The following is a 19,337-nucleotide window of genomic DNA, read 5'->3' as shown; positions in this document are numbered from 1 at the left end:
GGGCAGACTTTTCATGCCGCCGGACAAAGCAGGCATAATACCGCGCCTTCGCCCGCGAAGCGCCTTTCCCACGCAGCCGGTCAGCCCCTTGAACGAACGCCCGATGTCCACCGCCTTACGCCCCTCGGCCTGCCCGGGGTTGTTGCGCATTGTCCAGGCGCTGGACGGCGGCATCTGCCGGATCAAGCTCAATGGCGGTGCGATCAGCGCTGAGCAGGCCGATGCAGTGGCCGATGCTGGCGCACAGTTCGCCGGCGGGGTGATCGAGGCGACCAATCGCGCCAATCTGCAGATTCGCGGGATCGGTCAGCAGAGCGCGGCACTGATCGACACCCTGCTGGCTGCGGATCTCGGGCCACACACTGCTGCCGGCGACGATGTGCGCAACCTGATGCTCAGCCCAGCTGCCGGCATCGACCGGCAGATGCGTCTCGACACCCGTGCACTGGCCGGACAGATTCTCGACACGCTGCAAAGCCATCCACGTTTCCATGCGTTGAGCGCCAAGTTCGCCGTGCAACTGGACGGCGGCGAAGCGCTGGCGATGCTCGAACATCCCCATGATCTGTGGTTGTCGGCGTTCGAACGCGACGGTGAAACGTTGCTGGCGTTCGGTCTGGCCGGATGTCCGACGGATCCCGCGATCGCTGCCGTGTCGCTGGAAAACGGCCATGCCTTGGTGGTGGCGGTGCTGGAGTTGTTCCTTGAGTTGGCCCGACCCGAGCAGACGCGTATGCGCCATTTGCTCGACGAACTGCCGCTGCTGGCGTTTCTCGAACAACTGAGATCACGCCTGCCAATCACCGCTATCCGCCATTGGCAGCGCCCCCTGTCAGCGGACAATCTGCACATTGGCGTTCATCCGCAAAACACCGCGGGTCTGGTTTACATCGGTGCCGTTCCGCCGCTGGGGCGCCTCGATCCAGCGATGCTGCGCGGTGTCGCACACCTGGCCCGCCAGTTTGGCGATGGCAGCCTGCGCTTCACCCCTTGGCAAAGTCTGCTGCTACCGAATGTGCAGGCAACCGACGCGGCTGCCGTCCTGGCGGCGTTTGAGCAACTGAACCTGCTGACCCGATCCCGCGAGCCGCTGGCACACCTGATTGCCTGCACCGGCTCCAACGGCTGCGGCAAAGGACTGGCCGACACCAAGCAGGATGCCCGGCGGCTGGCGAGGTTGTTGCCGCAAGCACTGGATGTGCACCTCACCGGCTGTCCGCGCTCCTGCGCCGCCGCGCACCGTGCACCGGCCACCTTGCTGGCGGTCAGCCCCGGTCATTACGACCTCTATTTTCGCGATGCAACGCTGCCGGGTTTCGGCACGCTGCACGCACGCAACCTTACTATTGAAGCGGCCGCGACCCTGCTCGACGCCCGCTCCCGGAGCCCCCTTGATGCTTGATTACATCCGCGACGGTCAGGAGATCTATCGCAACTCCTTCGCGATCATTCGCAGCGAGGCCAATCTGGCGCGCATCCCGGCCGATCTGGAAAAACTCGCGGTGCGGGTGATCCACGCCTGCGGCATGGTCGAGGCCGTCGACGGTCTGCAATTTTCCGAAGGTGCCGGCAAGGCCGGGCGTGATGCGCTGGCCGCCGGTGCGCCGATCCTCTGTGATGCGCGGATGGTCTCCGAAGGCGTGACCCGCGCGCGCCTGCCGGCCAACAACGAAGTGATCTGCACCTTGCGCGACGACAGCGTGCCGGAGCTGGCCCGTGAGCTGGGCAACACCCGTTCCGCTGCGGCGCTGGAACTGTGGCGTCCGCACCTGGAAGGCAGTGTGGTGGTGATCGGCAATGCACCGACCGCACTGTTCTATTTGCTGGAAATGCTCGACGCCGGCGCACCAAAACCGGCGCTGATCCTCGGCTTCCCGGTGGGCTTCGTCGGCGCCGCCGAATCGAAAGCCGCACTGGCCGCCGACAGCCGTGGCGTACCGTTCGTGATCATGCAGGGCCGCCTCGGTGGCAGCGCCATGGCGGCCGCCGCCGTCAATGCCCTCGCCACGGAGATCGAATGATGCAGGCCAAAGGACGTTTGATTGGCTTGGGCGTCGGCCCCGGTGATCCGGAGCTGATTACCGTCAAGGCCCTGCGCCTGCTGCGCGAATCGCCGGTGGTGGCGTACTTCGTGGCCAAAGGCAAAAAAGGCAACGCATTCGGCATCATCGAAGCGCACCTGCAAGCGGCGCAGAATCTGCTGCCGCTGGTGTACCCGGTGACCACCGAAGCGCTGCCGGCGCCATTGTCCTACGAACAAGTGATCAGCGATTTTTACGATGAAGCTGCCGAAACCGTCGCGGCGCATCTGGATGCCGGCCGTGATGTGGCGGTGATCTGTGAGGGCGATCCGTTCTTCTACGGCTCCTACATGTACCTGCATGACCGGCTGGCCACGCGTTACGAAGCGCAGGTGGTGCCGGGTGTGTGCTCGATGCTCGGCGGTGCCTCGGTGCTGGGTGCGCCGCTGGTGTATCGCAATCAAAGCCTGTCGGTGCTTTCCGGCGTGTTGCCTCACGAAGAATTGAAGCGACGTCTGGCCGATGCCGACGCGGCAGTGATCATGAAGCTGGGGCGCAACTTCCCCAAAGTACGTCAGGTGCTCGAAGAGCTGGGCCTGGCCGAGCGCGCGCTGTACGTCGAACGCGCGACCATGGCGAACCAGAAGATCGTGCCGATGGATCAGGTCGAGCCGATGTCCTCGCCGTACTTCTCGCTGATCATTGTGCCGGGCGAACGGTGGCAAGGCTGATGACTCAATCCACCCCCGCTATTGTCATTCTCGGTCAGGCCAGCCTGGCCACCGCCCGGCGCATCCAGCAGGTGTATCCGGCAGCGCAGATCCATGGCCTGGCTGGCCGTGTCGAGGGCGCCGACCTGGTGTATCAGGCGTTCGGCGAGACCCTGCGCGAGTTGTATCAACAGGACACGCCGATCATTGCCTTGTGCGCCGCCGGGATTGTCATCCGCACACTGGCGCCGCTGCTGCTGGAAAAGGGCGCCGAACCTGCCGTGCTTGCGGTGGCCGAAGACGGCAGCGCCGTCGTGCCGCTGCTTGGCGGATTGGGCGGGGTGAACGTCATGGCGCGTGACATTGCTGCCGGATTACAGGTGACGGCGGCCATTACCACCAGTGGCGAATTGCGGTTTGGTACCTGCCTGCTCAATCCACCCAGTGGCTACGCGTTGGCTGATCTGGAGGCGGGCAAGCGTTTCGTCTCCGATTTGCTCGCCGGGCACAGCGTGCGCATCGAAGGTGCGGCGCCGTGGCTGGATCAGGCGCAGTTGCCGCAAGACCCGCAGGCGCAGCGTGCCATTCATGTTGGCAGCGGCGTACGCGCGGCGAGGGCGGATGAGTTATTGATCTATCCACGCAGTGTCGCGGTGGCGGTCAGCGCCGCCGTTGACGATGTGGCAAATGCTGTACGCGCCAGCTTGCAGCAGGCGAAAGTTGCGCTGCAATCGCTGGCCTGTCTGGTCGCAGCCGATAGCGAAATCGCCTCTGCGAACCTGCGTGAAGCGGCGCTCGAACTGGGTGTGCCGCTACGCTTTGTAGCGGCGCAACCGGACATCGAAGCCCTTGTGCGCGCCGCCGTGCCCGGGACTGCCGTGGTTACCGCCAACGGCTTGGCCATCGCGGTTGCCGAGCAGCCGTTGCAGGTGTCGAGCATCGGTCGCCCGCGCGGGCGTCTGGCGGTGATCGGCCTCGGCCCCGGCGCTGCCGAACTGATGGTGCCGGCGGTCAAGGCTGAATTGGCCCGCGCCACCGACGTACTCGGTTATGAAACCTACGTGCGCATGGCCGGCCCGTTTCGCGACGATCAGGTGCAACACTGCACCGACAACCGCGAAGAGATGCAACGTGCCCGCCACGCCTTCCGCCTGGCCGCTGCCGGCCGTTCGGTGATCGTCGTGTCGTCCGGCGATCCGGGGGTGTTCGCCATGGCGGCGGCGGTGCTCGAAGCGCTGCATGAATCGAACGATCCGGCCTGGCACAGCGTCGATCTGGAAATCCTGCCGGGTGTTTCAGCGTCTCTCGCAACCGCCGCGCAGGCCGGCGCGCCGCTGGGTCATGACTTTTGCGTGATGTCGCTGTCGGACAACCTCAAACCGTGGTCGATCATCGAGAAGCGTCTGGATCTGGCCGCAGAAGCGGACCTGGCACTGGCCTTCTATAATCCGATCTCGCGTGCCCGCCCGTGGCAGCTGGGACGCGCACTGGAGATCGTCGCCCGCCATCGCGTGCCGCAAACCCCGGTGGTGCTGGGGCGCGATATCGGGCGTCCGGGGCAGACGTTGCGCACAACGACCCTGGGCGAATTGACGCCGGACCAAGTGGACATGCGCACCATGGTGCTGATCGGGTCTTCGACCACTTGCACGTTCGCGCGCGCCGATGGAAAGACATGGGTTTACACGCCTCGTTGGTATGGTGAAAAGCCTGTTGGTTGATAATAGTGGCGGTAAAGGCCGAGCCAAGTTGTAAGTAACTTCCCTTGGCGTGACATGCAGTTAATCTTTTGAGTTGAATAATTAGTTTGAATGAAAAAGCCGCCAATCATATTGATTGGCGGCTTTTTGCGTGCGGTGGCAGGATAAATGGAAAGTTAAATATATTGCCGGGTCATTCGCGCGGGCGGGATAAGTGTTATTCGTTGTTTCGCTGGATATTGTTTGAGCTTATTGAGGTTTGAATATGCCGTTTTTGCAGAATAGATTTCCTTCCGGTAATTCTATTTAGTCAAGGAAGGTAATAATGGAAACTAACGATAAGTTGCGCGAGTTCATTTCCGCTGAAGATTACTCGCAGATGCAACAAACACTTGGTGAGTTTACCGGTAGCGCTGAACACACGGCGTTGTCAGAGCATTACAACAGGGCTATTCAAACAACCGATCACAACGAAAGACTGCTGTCGGTGAAGCTCTTCAAGGAATTGCTGGAGTTACTGATCAAGCGTAAGACAACGCCCGTGTTAGGGGACGTCAAACAGATCAGATCGCAACTGAACAAGTCCATCGCGCGCATGGCGGACACGCTGACCCTGCTCAAGGATGAAGGCCGGCCCGTGCCGAAAATCATGCACTTTGTCTGGGTCGGTGGCAGTGAAGTCGGCGTCAACCAGCGTGATTACATGAACATCTGGCGCCAGATCCTCGAACCACAGGGTTACCGGTTCAACCTCTGGTACGACAGCGATGCGTTGCTGGCCTTTGAAATGAACCGGGTGATTCTCGACGCCGCCAGAGTGGATGCGATGGAGGCGGGAGGCGACACGCTGAGCAAACCCGCTGTGTTGTCACAAATGATCGAAGATCGCGCGCGGGTGCTGAAACAGCAGATGTTCGCGTTCCTGGAACAACCCCAGTGGCGAGGTAACGCCGACCAGGCGCGCATTGACTTGATGGTGCGCGCCTACGGCAAGGATCGGGCGACATTGGAAAACTTTCGCCAGCAATGCCTGGAAACGCATCGGGCAATGGTCGCAACGGACTTGCAGTTACGTGACGTTCGCCAAGAGTTTGCCGGGCACTTTTTACACGATGTCTACCAGCGTGAAATTGCCATGCGTGGCAACTTCGCGGCAGCGAGCGATGTCGTGCGGTTACAGGCCGAGTACCTGGAGGGTGGTCGCTACAGCGACATGGACTACTTGCCGCCGCTGGCCGAGAAGTTGGGCGCTGTCGATATCAGTGACTTTAACGGCAACCAGCGACTCGGGATTCTGAAACTGCTACTGGATCACAACGAGGCTTTGATGCCGGGGCGCGATCCACTGCGTTACCTGGAGATAACCGGTGAAATTCCCACTGCGGCCGACGCGGCGCTGACGGCGTTCGCGCACAGTAAGCCGGGTGTCCATGAGATCTTCGTTGCACCGAAGGAGCACGCGGCACCGCAAGATGCCATGCGCTTGGGAACGGCTCATGGAAGTGCGGTCACCGGGGAAATGAATGCGCACTTCATCGCCCATCCAGGCAGTGTCATGGTCATGGCCTACATGCAGATGATCCGCCTGAATTATGACTGCCTGCAGGAAGTCGAGCGTCGATCAATCGTCGCCGGTATCGACTTCGCCGATGAGGGGCGTTTGCTGGACGTCATTCAAAACGTCGTGAATGAAATGCAGGCGCTGGGCAAGTTGCCTGATTCCAAGATTCATTTTTCAGCATCCAAATTGATTGACGCCATCCGGACCTATTATCAGGACGGGATACGCGTCGATGCGCGAGGCACCATCACCCTTACCGGACCGGGGGCGGCTGCCGCAGGGCTTACCCGGTATATCGAACAGCATCTGCAACCCGATCAGATCAATGAGATCCGTAGTCGCCTGAAACTGGTCGAGGGCTATAACGTTTCCACTGAAGAGGAACGGATCTCCGGCTGGACGGTGAATGGCGATGAACATGAATGGCTCAGGAACGAGCAGGAGAAATGGCGCACGGGCAAACTCAAGTCACGTTACGTGGGTCAGTTGGCCGGGTTGCTCAGGCAGCATACGCTGACCTTCAAACAAGGCTGGCCGGTCATTGAAGGCAAACCGGTGCTGTTGACCTCGGTACTGCAGCAACTGATTGATGACCTCGGTGAACCGTTCACTCGCGCAATGAGAGACAAGTTGAGTGGTGACATTAACTTCCCGATAGCGTTTTCCATCGACTTCGACAGTCGTGAGCAAATACGCACACAACCGGCAGGTGAGATTCCCGTTTCTCTGGGGGCTGAACCCACCAGCAACCTCAACGAACTGTTTTCGCACGTGGCCCACGGCTCTCTGTTGGCTGAGCAGTTGAGTCCTTTGCAGCGCGTCATGCTCGGTGGCCTGTTTGGCGCGACGAGCCTGGATGCCAGCGGGTTCGCCGGCGCCTGGCAGAACGTCATGAGCATTGCCCGGGATACCTCCGATGAAGGCTTGTTCGCCCGTTATAACGCGATTGAAAAGGTATTGGTCGAGCGCCAGTCGCCGGCCTTCGAGGCCGCACTGGCGCGGGGCGTGGCGAACGGCACGCACACGTCGCGCGTGCTCAAGGTGCTGGCGATGAATGACGCGCTGACACTGAAGCAATGGGGCGAGCGCATCGGACACATCCATCGTACCGCGCAGCGTGAATACACCACCCGGATCCTCAAGCGCAGCGCACGGGTGCGCGAAGGGTTTTTCCAGGCCGGAGCGCTTTCCAGCAGGCAGGTGCCCCAGGATCTGTTGATGCTCGGCACGGGTGACCCGGGGCGGCGCTGCTATCCGCTGGCGCTGTTGATGGGCGCAGCCATGGCGGCCGGTGAGCCGGCCGAACGTGCACTGGTCGCGCGTGTCGGTCATGCTGCGCAACATCCGCAGGACGTTGAGTCGCAGGCGTTGTTGAACGCATTGGGTGAGCTTCAGGACGTGTCCGGCAAGGCCTTTGGAGAGTCTCGAGGCTTACAGCGCCTCGACAGCGTGATGCAGACGCTGGCGGCGAAAACCGCGCCGACCGTCCTGCTGCTCGACACCGGTAATCATGCGCTGCTGGTCGCCAACGTGCAGGTGGGCGAGCAAACGTTCTATCGTTTTTATGACCCTAACTTTGCGCTCTATACCTTTGCCGGACACGCCGATTTAAAACTCGGCGTGGAGCATTACCTGAATGACAGCCAGCACGCATTGGCCACGCTTTACGGTTTGGGTGATGTCGACGCAGCGCACTTCAACGTCATCGAGCTGGACACCGCCGCGATCGCCGAACGGCAGCTTTCATCCAGCCTGCGTGTGGACAGTTTTTTACAGACAAAGGACCCGGCTTCTCAAACGTCGTCAGTCTGGGCCAAACAAGCGCTCGGCCGTGCCCGTTCCCTGAACGAAAATGCCCGAGTGGGAGCCAGCCTGGCGCAAATGGACGCTCGTTACTGGGCGCAGGAACTCGATGAAGCCACCCGGCGTATCCGCGATGAACACAAACTGAGCGGTAACTATCTGCCATTGCTGGAGACGGTGCGGGCGACCCCGGAGGCTGGTTTTTCGGTGACGATGGTGGACGTCAAAAAACCGCAAAACAGCCGCACGGTCAGTACCAGCGATGCGCGTCTGAGCCGGGTCAGACAGCACCTGCAACGTCTGGTGAAGACCTTTGCAGGCAGCGCGAGCGCTCCGGCCGAAGCCGACGGTGGCAGCCGGTTGAGTTTCGCTTTTGTGATTCAGACGTTAATCAACGAAATGCGCTTGCGCGAATATCAGGCGGCAGGTGGCGAGATACCGGCGTTGTCGATTGCGCTGCAAGTGCAGGTTTATGTCAGCTATGCGCAGTTGGGTTTTGGCGTGCTGACCGATACCGCGCAGATCATCAATCTGGTGCGTCAGGTCGCGGCCAGTGAGCAGGCGCTGGCCGTGCGCCAGTCGTCGCTGTCCGGACGGTTGCTGGGCCGTACCGCCACGGCGGCCGGTGTCGGCTTTTCCATCGTCAATATCGGCTTCGATGTTTATGGGCTGACGGTGGCCGAGAATCATGAGCAGCGCTCGCGGTTGTCTGCGCAACTGACGTTCGATATCGCCGCGCTGGGGCTGGACGTGGTCGCGCTGACTGTGGGCGGAACGGCCGGCGCTGCGGCGGCGATTCTGTCTGTGCCGCTGCTCGGTGTCGGGATCGGTGTATCGGCCATTGCCAGCAACCTGGGACAGATCAGCGACAAGGCGACCGCCGTCGGTAACCATTTGCGCGCCATCTACAATGCTTACCAGCACGGCGCCTACACACTCGAACACGGGGTCTTGCAGTTCCCGCCCGAGGCGGTCATCACGCGCCTCGACCTGAAAGCCGATGAAGCGCGATTCGACAGCCAGAAGTTTTACCCCTGGAAGGGCGGTGCGCTCGAGTTGCCGCAGTACAACGATGACCCGAAACAGCTGCACCGGGCCGTCGACATTCGTCAGGCACTGGAGCTGCCTGAGGTGATCAGGCTGGGCAATGCCGGTGGTCGTCATACCGTGGTGTTGCCGTGCACACCGATCTGTTACTTCGGTTACGAATACCAGTTGGGAGGTTCGGGCTATGACTATGTGCCATTGCCTGGAGAGCGGGTGACGCCACGTCTCGCGAGTGAGATACGCGGGCCGAACTGGTGGGCATTGACGTCGCTGCCGAAGGTGCTGGGAGCAGTGTGGGCCAACCGTTCGAACAACGGCATCCATACCCGATATCCGCAGTTGCGCAACGCAGTGGCAGACAAGCTTGAATATGACAGGCAAGGCAACCGTCAGGTGTATCTGCACAGCACGCCATCGTTCAAGCACATCCTCTACAAGCTGCATCCCTTCTGTAAAACAACGAAAATCAGCGTGCGACTCGACGATCAGGTTCGTCAGTTGGTGGTTCCAGAGCTGCCTAAAGAGTGGCACGCAAAAATCTACTACGAAATCGTTGCTGTCGCCGGTCAATACCAGATGCAACTCACCCCCGGATTGGTCGCCGTGAGGTTTCAAGGCAGTGCCAAATGGGTGGTCCGTGCGCCATGGGTCAATATCGAACGCGTTGTGTTCAACGCTTCGCCACCGCAGGCGGGCGAGCGTTTATCGGCAGGCCACGATGCTCGCACACTGAGTGTCGACGGTATGCTGGTTATAGGTTTCGACGGCTTGATCGAACTGGCTGACGGCGAGCTGTTCCAGGTCGACTGGCAGGCGCGCCGTTTGCGCCTGGTTTCGGTCACGCTGCAGGACGGGCAAAACACCCTGCAAAAGGTTCTGGTTCATCTGCGCAAACGCGCTGGCGAGAGGCGTCTGGCGCAGGGCTATGTGACCCTGAACGGATTCGAAGTGCCCTACAATCCAGCCCGCTCGCCGGTGCTCACTACGGCTTATTACGACACGCGGCAGGAGCGCTTGCTGTTTGCCCGCAATCTGCCTGTCGAGGTCAATCGCGGCCTGGTGTTGGGCGCGGCGACCGCCACTCATGCGTGGTTCTATCACCCCGATCACGGGACGATATGGCAGGTTGATGCGCTGACCGGCACCGTCGTGCGTCGCTATCGTCTGCTCAGCCTTGACCTGGGCACCAGGATTACGAGTTTCACCCAACAGGCGGACGGCAGTCTGCATATCGCGCAGCAGTTGCGTGAGCAGGCATCCGCGAGCAAGGTCGAGACCACACTGACGTTCCAGATCAGCGGACTGAATGTGACGTTGCTGGATATCAAAATGTGGTCGCCCGGCCTTGAGGGCTCCAGCCTCAAGCCCGAAGACGGAAGCAGAATCTCTTTTCTGCGGCACCGTCTGAAAAAGGCTCGCCCTTTCGCGGACGGAACGCCAGGCATGGCATCGGCGATCAGCATTTGGTCATACACTCCCTTTGTTCACGCGCACGCTTACTCTTTTGACGTGTTGCTGGAGCGCGCCTGGATTGCCACCGGCCATGAGCGATACTTTCGCGCGCAACACGGCAGTGCGCCTGACATGGTCATGCTCATGCCCAAGGTAACGGATCCGGAAGCCGCGCTGATTTTTTACAGTAAAGACACTCAGACGCTCAGTCATGGCATCGAACTCAGAACCGATTACTTCTTCAATCAGGTCATCGCGAAGGACATCGTCGAGGTCACCCGGGCAGGGGATCGCTATATTGCCACCCGCGCCGATGGCCGGCTTTTCGAGATCGACTTGAGCGCCAAAGCCAATAACTGGCAGTCCGAAATCGACGAGCACGTGTTGAGGTTCTTTGGTTTGGGGCAGCACTGGCTGCAACGCAATCCTGATTGGCTGAGCGCCCTACCGGCGTTGGCCAAGGCCTATAAATCGGAACCGTTTCCGATCCTCGGCCTGACCGGTGCATCCGGCGATGCGTTGCTGGCGGTGTGGTGCATGGGGGAGAAGGTTGTGCTGGCCCGTGGCAGCGAGCGCAAGGAGTTCGCCTTGCTGGGGCGGACTCCGGATGAGCAGGCCGTTTGGCTGCTGGACGTTGCCGCAGGGCAAATCCTGCGCCAGCCGCTGATGCCGCTCGATGCACTGCGCAAGGTGTTTGGTGACGGTCAGCGGCTGCTGCATCCCGACTTATTGCCAAACGCGGAAAAAGTCTGGCCGCAATGGACATTCAGCCAGGTGTCGGCCGATGGCGAAGGTTTGGTGGGCCGCACTCGCGAAGGGGTGAATCTGCAACTGCGCGATCATCAGCCCGCGCGCATCGTCGGTGTCGAGAATGCCTGGTCGTACGTGTATAGCGAATCACCCGAGGCATTGCGGGCTCGCTTGAGAGCGCTGGTGCACGAGCAGCCCCACGCCGCGTTTTTGCCCTTGGGCAGTGTTCCGGATCGCTACAAGTATTACGTGCCGGCACTGGATCGCGTTTTCGAGATCGCGGGGCGAGCCGATGGGCAGTCCCCGCAGTTTCTGGGAACCCTCAACGAGACGGTGCCGATGCTTTTCGATCCGGTGGACGGGTTGATCTTCAGTCGCGGATCCGCGGAGGATCTCTGGCTGCCAGGCAGTTACGCCCATCGTGAAGGTGACGTGTTGTCGCTTGAAGTGAACGACGAAGTAACGGATTGGCTGCCAATGTTGCCTGATGGGGTCGACAAGTTGATTCTGACTTTCGGCGCGCAGGCCGCCCGTTATCGGCTATCGGAACCCGTCTGGCAGCGCCTCGATTGTATTGTGGTCAATCCACGGCGTAGCTCCGGGCTCGAGATGCCGCGAGCAGACTTATTGACTCTGGATTTACCTGAAGCCGGACATCTGCTGATGTCCCGGGTCGCCGGGCATCTGGTACTCAGTGACCCGGACAATGCCCACAGCTTGATAGTGCGGGGCGTCGATCCGCAGGATGGCGAGTCGCCAATGCCCATGGCCCTGGCCGTCACCATTGAAGGCAAACAGTGCACGTTGAGCATTGAACAGTGGCTGCAGGCTTACTCACGGGCACAGGGCGATGAAGCCATTGTTACGCTGGGCGCGGTGATCAAAGAAATAATCTGATTTATAAATCAAAATTTAAATGGCAGGGCCGCCAACAGATTATTGGCGGCTCTTTTGTTTTTAAAGTTATCGGTTGTCAGGCAATAGTTATTGTTTGTTGGGGTTGTCGGTTGTGCGTAACAGACGGTCTATAAATGTCCATGTGTCTGCTGACATGGGTGCTTGCAATTGGCGACGCACGATAATATTTGAATGTAATCCGGTTTGAGCCTGAAGTTGATGGTAGTTAGCGTGTTGGCTCAATTATCTCGTTGAGACCCGGTTTATGAAGAGTAATAAAACATCCGAGGATAAAGAGTTCGATTTTGCCAGTCTGTTTGAACTGGCCGACCTTAAAAAGGCTCTTGAACTGCAAGCCGACAACCAACTGAGTGATGCCGTACTGCGTTTTTACAGCGCTTGTGTCGACCCCCAAAACTCCGCACGAATACTTGAACCGCTGGCCCTGCTGCGTCAGACCCTGGCCCTGCTGCTGGCGCCGGGGCGAGTAAAGCGCGGTACGGAACAGCCTGTCACGAATGACCGGCTAACGAATATCTACCATCAGGTCGAACACTTCGAGTCCCGTGTTCAGTCGAGTGCTGCGCTGCTCAAAACCGCGGCAACGCCTGTTGCGAAAACGCTGCACTTTGTCTGGCTCGGTGGTGGTGTCGGTGACATACAGCGCGATTACCTCTACGTCTGGCGACAGGTGCTTGCCGGACAAGGTTATGCACTCAATCTCTGGTATGACAGTGATGCACTGCTGGCCCACCAGACGAACAAGCTGATTGTCGAGGCGGCCAAGGCCGATGCGCTCGCACAGGTTGGTGAAAAAGTCATTGATGAAAGTGCGTTGGCCACTCTCTACGAAGAGCGCGCGATCGTCTTGAAGCAGCAAATGTACGCCCACATCAATGCTGCCGTTGAAGGCGGCGAGTCGGCTGATGAAGCACGCATCGCGTTGTTGGTCGAGGCCTACGGCCAGGACCGCGCAACGTTGCAAGTGCTCAGGGAGCGCAATCGTGACAGCGTGCAGGCACTCGCGGGAGCCGACCTGCAGTTGCGCGATCTTGATGTCGGCGAAGAACCGCTGCAATTGCAAGACATCTACGAACGCGAGACCCGTTTGCGCGGCAATCTGGCGGCGGCGTCCGATGTGGTGCGTGCCGAGGTCCTGTACCGCGAAGGTGGCAGTTACGCCGATGTGGATAACCTGCCACCGCTGCGAAAGCATCTCGCCGGTGTTGACATGGGCAGCCTTCAACCGCCGGCCCGCGCCGGCGTCTTGCAACTGATGCTCGATCACAATCCGCACTGGATGCCCGGACGTCAGGCGCTGCGTCAGCGCTATACGCATTATCTGGAACAGATCCCTCTCGAGCACCGTTCGACAATCGAAACCTTCGCCAAAAGCCATCCCGCCATGGGTGAGGTGTTTCAGCCTCCGGCAGATCGGCTGGTCCGACCTTTTGCGCTGAGGGCTGTTGCTGAAGGGGGGTCGATGAGCAATGCATTTTTGATGGCTCACCCCGGCGCAGCGATGTTGCAATCGCTGATCAAGCGATTGCGCTTGAGCTATGACTTGATTGATGCCACGGCCCGTTTAGCGGTGCAGCGAAGAGTTGCGTTGAGTGACAGGGAGCGTATGTCAGAGCTGGCAAATGAGGCGTTAGAGAAATTCTATGGCCCTCTGGGCGAACTGCCCGCAGAGCAGGAAATTTTTGCAGCGTATCTGGCCCGTGCAGCAGCCTGTCACTTCAGTGACGGCATTCGCCTGCAAAGCGAACTGACCATCTACCTGACCGGACCCGGTGCCATGCGCGACAGCATGGGCGATTACGAAAGAACTCACTTTACCCCTGTGGATGCGCAGGTGTTTCGTGCGGATACGCCGATCTCTGCCCTTGGGACAATCAATCGCGATACCGAAGAGGAGCAGGACCACTCCTGGAAAGACAACGAAACCGATCCTGAGCAATGGCTCAAGACAGAGCGCCAGCGCTGGAGTAGCGGCGAATATAAAACCCGTTATGCGGGTGATATCGGGCAGTTGCTCAAGGGCTCGACCCTGGTGTTTGAACAGGGATGGCCAAAAATCGAAGGCCGCACCGTATTGCTGACGGACGTCTTGCAGCACCTGGTCGATACCCTTGGCGAGCCGTTTATCAGGGCGATGCGCCTTGGTCATGATGGCCCTGTCAACTTTGAGCATCCATTGCCGTTGAGTTACGCCGAACGCCAACTGATCAGGCAACAGCCAGCCAGTGCGCTGCCTCCGCCGTTTCTCAGTGTCGCCAATACGCAAACGCTGGGGCTGGATGAAGTGCTGGTCGGGATGGGCCGTGGTGAGCTCAGTCTTGACGAGATTACCCCGTTGCAACGACTGGCCCTCGGCGCACTGATTGGAGCCGATTCGCTGCACGGTCAGGCGTTCCTGGCGCTCACGGGGGAGCTGGACAACCTCGCCAACCAGGTTCGTGATCTGGGGGTTTCCAATCGTTACGCGGTCATCGAGCGACATCTGTATCAGCGACAGGATCGGGCGTTCCTGAACGGTCTGGCGGCTGACCTGTTGCCAACCAGCGCCGTGGGGGCACTGGCGCTGAAGAAAAGCGCCTTGAAGGATGCGCACACCCAGCGCCAGTGGGGGCGGCAGGTCGGGCAGATCCAACACGTTGCCACACTTGAACATCGCATGCAGATCAACGAGCAAACCGATCGCCTGCTCGGTTCGTTCGACTTCGGCAGTTTCGCAGCGGTGCCTCAGGATTTCTTGCTCGGTGGTCGCGGCGAGGCCATTGGCGGGCGGTGTTACCCATTGGCGTTGCTGATGAGCGCGGCCCTTACCGAGGGCAGCCCAGCCCTCCAGCGATTACGCGAACGCTTTTTTCTGGCGGTGATCGAGCCAGGGAAGAACGATTCGATCGCTTTCAAGCACGCGGTGGAGGAACTGCGCGGTATCGCACTGAGTGACGTCGGTACGCCGCTGGGCCATGCCGACCTCACGCAAATCAGCGCCGCTCTGGAGAGTCGCAGCGGCCCCCGGATGTTGATGCTCAACTCGGACAACCATTCGATGCTCGCGGCTAAAACCGTGGCGGGAGGGGTGACCACTTATCACTTCTATGATCCCAACTTTGGCCTGTTCGGGTTCAGCGACGCCATCCAGTTCCAGCAAGCGCTCGAGCATTTTTTCGTGCGTCAGAAGATGGCCGGTTATTACGCAGCTTACGGTGACGAAACGCGGCCACAGTTCAATCTGGCAGAGCTGCACGCCGAGCGGATCTCATCCTGGCCATTGTCCGGCGCGATAACGGCGGGCACATTGTTGAGTAATGAACCGTTGCCGGAACAACCGGAAGGCAGCCTTCGCCAGCGTCTTAATAGCGCGCACGGCCGATCGCTGATCGAAAACGCCCACCTGGGCGCGAGCCTGCTCGGACTGGACAGCCATTGGTGGGGCCAGGAGATCGCCGCCGCCACAGCGGCCTTGCAAAAACTGCACGCTGGGGCGACGCCTTTGGTGCCGTTGTTCGAAACGCTGCAAGTGACGCCTGAAGGCTCATACCGACTGAGTCTCATCAATCCGTCAAATCCTGCGCAGGTGGTCGAGGTGCTCAGTGAGGATCACCGTCTGTTGCGCATCAAAACCTGGTTGTCCGGGCAGTTCTCAACCTTGGCGCGCAAACCGCAGCGGACCGCTCATGGGGTGGATCCCACCGAAGCCGGCAGTGTGCATACCCTTAACGCCGGCTTCACTCTTCAGGCCTTGATGAACACATTGCGCGGACGGGAAGGGGAGGCGCGCACACTGACCACGGCTGTGCGTCTGCATGGCTACGTCAACTATGCACAGTTGGTGCATGGCAACGTGGTGGATGTCGTGGGGCTGATTCGCCTGGTGCGCACGGCGCTGAATGAGCAAAAGGTCATTGCCCGCACCGTTGGGCCGGTGGTCAGCGAAGCGCTGGGTCACGCTGCCAATGAAGGTGTCGGCGCAGTGCTGGGGCTGGCCAACGTTGGTTTTGATGTCTACCAGTTGGCGACCGCCGAAGATGAGGTCGAGAAGGCACAGTTCGGCACCCAACTGGCCTTTGACTCAGCCAGCCTGGCCTTGACGGCGGGGGGGATCGGAGCGGCGCTGGCCGGCGCCTCAACCGCTGCGGCGGTGCTCGGGGGCGCGGGGGTCATCCTCGGCGGTCTGGCGGTCGGGTTCGCTGCGCTCGCCCAGGGCTTTACCGGCATTGCACGTGATGCGGAGGCCGTCGGTAACTTCTTCGCGGACATGGAACATGCGTATCGCGGGATCGGCTATCACTTCGACGCTCGCCTGGGCGCCTGGACTGTGCAGCCTGCGCTGCTGGTCAAAAGCATTGATCTGGCCAATGGCAAACTGCGCCTCGACAGTCCCAAACTCTACCCTTTGCGTGATCACATCGGCGTGACGGACTACGACCTCGACTACGACCGGGCGATTGATATCCGTCAGCAGTTAAAACTGCCGGGCGAGATCGTGTTTACCCCTCCAGCCAAACAGACCATCGTCTTGCCATGTACACCGCAGACTTGCTATGGCTATGAATACAAGGCCCTGCCATTTGGCAACCTGCGCGACGACCGCGGTTTCGATACGGCGCGACGTCTGGAAAAAAAGAACAAGAACGGCAATTGGCTGTTTCGTTTTTCGTTTTATTCCTTTCCTTGCGAATACATCCTGCATCGGTTGTATGCCGACTATCGCCAGACTGTCATCGAGGTGCAGCTGGATGCCGTCGAACGGGTCCTGGTGGCGCCGTCGCTGCCGAGTATCTGGGAGGGCAAGGTGTCCTACCGTATTTGCGGAGCCGACGCTTCATGCACATTGGCGCTGAGCCGCGGTTATGACATCGAATTGCAAGCGCCGAGCGGCACCCGATGCAGCTGGGTGCTGGAGGCCGGATGGGCGCGTGTGACGGATATCCGCGTCGAACTCGGCGAGTTGTACATCGGCAATGTGCACCTGAAGCTGTCCGGCCGTGGTCGACATACGCTGCGCTTGCGTATAGCCGATCAGCAATTGTTCCAGGTTGATCAGGTCAGGCGTCAGTTGGCGATCATCGAACAGAGTGCGCCTGCCGGGCTGGATGAGCAGGCGTTGCTGACGCACTACAAGATGTTGGCCAACGAGCATCGTTTGCTGCTGCCCTACACGCCGATTCATCAGTGGCCAATCCCGTTCGAATCACCGCAACAACCCCGGTACGTCACAGGGTGGTATGACGCGCACGAAGAGCGCTTTCTCTATATTCGCAACGAAGGCGCCGGGGAAACCGATGAGGCCCAGCTGGCGCTGGTGGTCAACGGTTATGCGTACTTTTACGTGGCGGACAGCTACGACATCTGGCAGGTCGATACGCTCAGCGGACTGATCAAACATCGCTTCCGTGTATTGCTGGAGGGGGACAGTCTGCTCGACAAATTCCAGGTCGATGCCCACGGCGTGATTCATTTTGTGCAAACGGTCAGCGCTGCCCATGCCCCGCGTGAATTCGCTTACCTGATCCACGACGGACAGTTATTGCTCGGTTCGGTGACTTACGGTCAGCATCGCGAGTTGCAAGCCACCGTGTTTGCCAGCGATACGCTGGTCGATTGGCCCTCGGTGCTGGGCAATTACCTGATCGCCCGTTCCCATCCCGAAAAAGATGGTGTGACTACGGTGGAGTGGCAACCGGCGGCCTATGTTTCCGTGTGTTGGGCATTCGATCCGGGCAAGCGCGATATGGTCTGGATCCGCAGCGCCGATCGACTGCTGATTCATCCCCAGCCGCTGCCTCGTCATGCCCGCGGTTGGAAAGACTCGATCAAGCACCTCGGCGACTTGATGCTGATGCCGATGACGGACACCGCCGATGTGTTCTTCATCTACAACCGCATCGACCAGACGCTTTGCCGGCAGGAGCGAACCGTGAGGCAGGGCCAGGCGCAATGGTCGAAACGCTGGATCGAGCCGGCAGGACTGACGCAGGTGGTGGCTGTTGACGGGGGGTATCTGCTACTCGATGACGAGGGGCGTTTCTTCAATCTGACCGCGCAAGGCGATGTGCTGCTGGCTGGCCTCGATGAGCGATGGCTGCAGGATCGAGCGCAATGGTGGCTGGCGCTGGAATCAATCGCCAAACGTTATGCGGCGAACGGTTTTGCGATTGTCGGGTTACGCAACGTCGCCGGTGACGGCAACCTGTCGGCCTGGTTTGTGAACAACCGCTTGCTGCTGTGCGATATGGGGCGCGACAAGGAAGTACGTTTGCTCGGCGTCACACCCGATAACCAGGCGTGCTGGGTGTTTGACCTCTCGAGCGGAGCGATCTGGAGCCAGCCACTCATGGATCCGCAGAATCTTGAGCGGGCTTTTGGCGCAGGTGCGCAGTTGTTGCACGCCGACGCTCTGCCTGCACCTGTGCCGGAATGGGCTGACTGGCGATTTGCCGAGGTGCGCGTCGACGGCTCGGGGTTAGCGGGCACTACGGTGGAAGGCGTATTGCTGAACCTTCGCTATCAGGAGTCTGAAGTCATCAGTGGGGTCAATCGACATTGGGTCACTGCGCAGGGCGGTCCGCTGCTCGAACGCCTGCAAACCTTGTTGAACGACGTCGATCACGAAGAGTTCGTTTTCGTCGAGTCTGGTCCGGACAGTCTGCAATGGTATGACGTGCAGGGTGCCAGGCTGGTGCGCGTTGTCGGCAAAGCGCTGCCTTTGGATGTTGTTCTGCTCGGTACACAGCATCAGCCATCCCGCGAGGGGGCAACCACGGTATTGCTCCACGAGCCTGCCGCGGGCACGGTGCAGACCTATCCGGGCATGCACGGCCTTGGGCGATTCAACTACTTCCAGCGCAACGCTCAGGTGGTGACCATAGAGGCGCAGGACCGTGTGGATGATCTGTTGCCGCTGATTCCCGATGACGTCTCTTTGATGGTTCTGCGGCTGGGGCAGGGGCATGTGACCTGCAGGCTATCGCGGGCCGCCTGGCGCAGGCTTGATTCGCTGATCATTGATTGCCGGCACGCGTCGGGTGAAGTGCCAGCGGTGCCTGGCAAGTTGATCTGGGAGTTCGATGCGCCGGAAAAACTGCTCTTCGAAATCGTCCGGGAACATCTGCTGATCATTGATCCGGACAGTGAGCATTGCCTGATCTTGCGTGATGTCTGTTCTGCTGACGAGGCGTTGCGCGGCGAGGTTTTCCTCGCGTTCAATCACCAGCATTCCCATGCGGTATCGACGTGGGTGCAACGTTTGCAGGCTGGTGAAGGGCGTTCGAAAAGCATGACGCTGCAGGATCTGACGGCGGTACCGGCGATCGCCGCGTAAGGTCGTCCGACAGCAAAACGCCGCGAACCCTGTCGTTCGCGGCGTTTTGTTGTGCACCCGTTA

The 19,337-nt window shown here is 60.0% G+C and carries 6 protein-coding genes; all 6 read left to right on the top strand.

The features are described from left to right. Positions 1–103 precede the first annotated feature (103 nt). The 6 genes from cobG to PseuLF5_RS18520 all read left to right on the top strand — a co-directional run bounded on the left by cobG (position 104) and on the right by PseuLF5_RS18520 (position 19,274). The gene (cobG, locus tag PseuLF5_RS18545; RefSeq protein WP_340134275.1) at positions 104–1,402 is read left to right on the top strand and encodes a precorrin-3B synthase; all 1,299 of its coding nucleotides are present in this window, start codon (positions 104–106) and stop codon (positions 1,400–1,402) included. Then, entirely contained in the window at positions 1,395–2,021 is a 627-nt protein-coding gene (locus PseuLF5_RS18540) for a precorrin-8X methylmutase (RefSeq protein ID WP_115985456.1), read from the top strand. Before cobG ends, PseuLF5_RS18540 begins: the two co-directional genes overlap by 8 nt. After that, the gene (locus PseuLF5_RS18535) at positions 2,018–2,752 is read left to right on the top strand and encodes a precorrin-2 C(20)-methyltransferase (protein ID WP_371921307.1); all 735 of its coding nucleotides are present in this window, start codon (positions 2,018–2,020) and stop codon (positions 2,750–2,752) included. Before PseuLF5_RS18540 ends, PseuLF5_RS18535 begins: the two co-directional genes overlap by 4 nt. Continuing rightward, entirely contained in the window at positions 2,752–4,452 is a 1,701-nt protein-coding gene (gene cobJ, locus PseuLF5_RS18530; RefSeq protein WP_322375054.1) for a precorrin-3B C(17)-methyltransferase, read from the top strand. The genes PseuLF5_RS18535 and cobJ overlap by 1 nt, the downstream gene beginning before the upstream one ends. A gap of 304 nt (positions 4,453–4,756) precedes the next feature. Then, positions 4,757–11,941, top strand: a complete 7,185-nt coding sequence (locus PseuLF5_RS18525; protein WP_340134274.1) for a TcdA/TcdB pore-forming domain-containing protein — start codon at positions 4,757–4,759, stop codon at positions 11,939–11,941. Between the two features lie 265 nt (positions 11,942–12,206). After that, a complete protein-coding gene (locus tag PseuLF5_RS18520; protein WP_340134273.1) occupies positions 12,207–19,274 on the top strand; it encodes a TcdA/TcdB pore-forming domain-containing protein in 7,068 nt (2,355 codons plus the stop codon). Positions 19,275–19,337 lie beyond the last annotated feature (63 nt).

The organism is Pseudomonas sp. LF-5 (genome assembly GCF_037626295.1).
In the GTDB taxonomy this organism is placed as follows: Bacteria; Pseudomonadota; Gammaproteobacteria; order Pseudomonadales; family Pseudomonadaceae; genus Aquipseudomonas; species Aquipseudomonas monsensis.
The sequence above is the reverse complement of the archived record's forward strand: the minus strand, read 5'-3'. Positions and strand labels throughout refer to the sequence as shown.

Excerpts from the sequence above, each read along its gene's own strand:
- cobG (WP_340134275.1), top strand. The coding sequence starts at position 104 with ATGTCCACCGCCTTACGCCCCTCGGCCTGCCCGGGGTTGTTGCGCATT.
- PseuLF5_RS18540 (WP_115985456.1), top strand. The coding sequence starts at position 1,395 with ATGCTTGATTACATCCGCGACGGTCAGGAGATCTATCGCAACTCCTTC.
- PseuLF5_RS18535 (WP_371921307.1), top strand. The coding sequence starts at position 2,018 with ATGATGCAGGCCAAAGGACGTTTGATTGGCTTGGGCGTCGGCCCCGGT.
- cobJ (WP_322375054.1), top strand. The coding sequence starts at position 2,752 with ATGACTCAATCCACCCCCGCTATTGTCATTCTCGGTCAGGCCAGCCTG.
- PseuLF5_RS18525 (WP_340134274.1), top strand. The coding sequence starts at position 4,757 with ATGGAAACTAACGATAAGTTGCGCGAGTTCATTTCCGCTGAAGATTAC.
- PseuLF5_RS18520 (WP_340134273.1), top strand. The coding sequence starts at position 12,207 with ATGAAGAGTAATAAAACATCCGAGGATAAAGAGTTCGATTTTGCCAGT.